The sequence below is a fragment of the Mycolicibacillus trivialis genome (assembly GCF_002102395.1).
Classification (GTDB): Bacteria; Actinomycetota; Actinomycetes; order Mycobacteriales; family Mycobacteriaceae; genus Mycobacterium; species Mycobacterium triviale.
Genome location: NZ_LQPZ01000001.1, coordinates 1 through 3,021, shown reverse-complemented (window position 1 = coordinate 3,021; position 3,021 = coordinate 1). Strand labels below are relative to the sequence as shown.

The 3,021-nt window shown below is 69.4% G+C and carries 2 protein-coding genes; both read right to left on the bottom strand.

Annotated elements, in window-relative coordinates:
* Positions 1-57: 57 nt before the first annotated feature.
* Positions 58-2,460 (bottom strand): ATP-binding protein, encoded by a 2,403-nt coding sequence (locus AWC30_RS00010; protein WP_085107140.1) that lies wholly within the window; start codon positions 2,458-2,460, stop codon positions 58-60.
* A gap of 96 nt (positions 2,461-2,556) precedes the next feature.
* Positions 2,557-3,021 (bottom strand): response regulator transcription factor (locus tag AWC30_RS00005; RefSeq protein ID WP_133053627.1); only part of this gene is annotated, 465 nt, incomplete at its 5' end.

The window sequence follows — 3,021 nt, the reverse complement described above, 5'->3', positions numbered from 1 at the left end:
ACGCATGGGACTCATCCTTCCAGTGGCACCCTCTCGGCACCACAGATCAGATGTCACCTATCCGTGCAGCAGTCCCCTACGCTCCCGCATCCCCTGCGCCGCCCCCAACAACCGCGCCGCCTCCACCCCCCGACCACACCCAGCGCTCAACACCGCCACACACTCGATCACATCCGGCACCATCAAATACCCACCAATCTCCAACGCAATCCCCAACGCCACCACCGCATCCCGCCCCGCCAACCCCACATCACCCGCCGCCAACGCCACCCGAACCCGCGCCGCCAACAGCGTGATCCGGTGGCCACCCCGCGCGACGGCAAGAGCGTCATCGAGGGATCGCCGCGCGGTGGTCACGTCACCGGCGGCCAGCGCTGCCCGCGCGACCGGATTGCCGTTGGTCGCGAGCAGCTCAGGCAGCGGGCAGGCTTCCCACGCTTGCTCGCCGGCAGCACTGGCCGATGCGGTCTCCCCACGCGCCAACAGGGCTTCGGTGACCGCGCCCAGGGCCGCGCCGCGCTGAAACCCGGGCAGATCGGCGGCGGCGTCTGCCGCCGTCAACGCGACCGAATGCGCTGTGTCGGCATCACCGGCGTGCGCCAGCGCCACGGCCAGCAGCATCAGCCCACAGGCCTCGAACATCAGGTCGTGTTCTGCGCGGGCTTCCTCGGTGACTTCGGTGGCCTGCGCAGCGGCGGCCTCGAGGTCGCCGCTGACCCACTGCACCAGCCCGAGGCACCAACGGCACAACCGGGATACCAGCCCGTCGCCGACCGCTTCGGCGCGACGGTGCCCCTCGGAGGCCGCGGCACGGGTCAGCGCGAAATCGCCGGCGATGTATGCCGAATAGGCCTGCCAGCCCAGTATCTGGCTCGCCAGTTCGTCGTCGCCGGCGTTCCGGGCCACGGTGAGCGCCTCGGCGAACAGCGGCAGCGCCCGTTCGGGGAAGTAGCAGGAGGTCAAGCCGGCCGCGGTCAACGCGCGTGCCAGCAGACCCGGGTCGTCGCCGGTTCGAGCGATCGCCAAGGCCTCGTCGGCTTCATCGAGGCGGTAGAGGGTGCCGGACAAGTGGTTGAGCATCAGTTTGTCGGCAAGCGCGCGAGCACGGACGACCGGAGAAGCGACGGCCCCACCGGCCAGCACATCGTCGAACCAGGCCAGGCCCTCGACGACCCGACCGCGCAACCACCGCGGTTGCAGCGCCGATGCCAATCCCAGCGCAACGTCGGTGTCACCGCTGTCACGGCTCCAGACGTACGCCGCGCGAAGGTTGTCGAGTTCACTCGCCGACCACGTCAGCCAGCCGGCACGGCCCGCAGTAGGGCCGGCGGCGGCCAACCGGGCGTAGTGGTCGCGGTGGCGGCGGTGGATCAGGTCGGCTTCGGCTGATTCGGCGAGCTTCTCGGTGGCGTAGTCACGCATGGTCTCCAGGAGCCGGTATCGGTGGGACGTCTCGTAGCCATCACGGACCACCATGGACTTGTCGATCAGCTCGGACAGCTCGTCGATCAGGCGGCGCCGCGGTTGGTCGGGGTCGCCTGCCACGGCGTGCGCGGCGTCCAAGTCGAACCCTCCGGCGAAGACCGCCAACCGCCGAAACACCAGCTGGGCGGCCTGAGTGAGCAGGGCGTAGGACCAGTCCGTCGAAGCTCGGAGCGTTTGGTGGCGCGGCAGCGCCGTGGGCGATCCGCCGGTGAGCAGCTGAAAGCGGTCACCGAGGCCGTCGGCGATGTCGTCGGTCGACAGGGCGCGCACCCGGGCGGCCGCCAATTCGATGGCCAGCGGGACACCGTCCAGACGCCGGCAGATCCGGTCGACGGCGCCCCGGTTCTGCTCGGAGAGTTCGAAATCCGGGCGGGCCAGACGGGCGCGTCCGGTGAACAGCTCAATCGCCTCGCCGGTGGACAGCGGCGGCGTCAGCCACGTCGTTTCGCCTGTCGCACCCAGCGGTTCCCGGCTGGTCGCAAGGATCGTCAGCCGTGGGCAGGCTGTCAGGAGTGCCTCAGCCAGCGCGGCGCAGCCCTGCCGAAGGTGTTCGCAGTTGTCCAGGACGAGCAGCGTTCGGCCCGATCCGAGGACCCGGGTCATGGTTGCAACGGTGCTCCGCCCGGGTTGGTCGGGCAGACCGAGCGCACGCGCCACCGTGACGGGCACCAACTCGGGGGTACGAAGCGACGCCAGCTGCGCCCACGCCACCCCGTCGGGATACCCGGCGGCCAGGCGAACGGCCAATTCCACCGCGATGCGCGTCTTTCCTATTCCACCGGCACCGATAACCGTCAGCAGCCGGGTTCCGTCGGCCAATCCGCTCAGTTCGGCGATCTCGGCGTCCCGGCCGACGAAACTGGTCAGTTGCGGCGGGGGCCGGTGACGGGCCGACGGGTGAAGCGCTCGAGGCGCCGAATGGGCGGATTCAGCGATGTCCGGTGTCGTCGACTCGGTCGGCAAGAGCCTGCTCATATCCGGACCGCCCTGTCCAGGTGCGGTGCACCGTTACACCGCCCGATGAGCCCATGCTAGTGGGCGATCCGGCTTCGTCCGGCAGAATCCCGGCCGTTAGGTGCGTGATTCCAAACCGTACCGGGCGGCTTCCTGGGCCAGTTGGACCCGCGAGGTCACCCCGAGCTTGGCATACACATGGGTCAGATGCGTCTGCACCGTCCGCGGCGACACGAACAACCGCGCCGCAACCTCCTTGTTCGACAACCCCTCCCCCACCAACCGCACCACCTCACACTCCGCCGGCGTCAACGCATCCCAACCCTGCGCCGGCCGCCCCCGCTCACCACGCCCCCGCAACGCATACGCCACCGCCTCCCCCGACGACAACGCCAACCCCTCACCCCACGCCACCCCGAACGCCTGCTCCCCCAACCCCGACCGCACCGACCCCACCAACTCCGCATAACCGGCGTCATACACCCCGAACCGCACCTGACCACTAGGGACTGGTGCACGATCGGGTGACAGTGTCGGTGTCATGCCGCTGAGGCGGCTGTGTTGATGATCGTCTCGTATTGG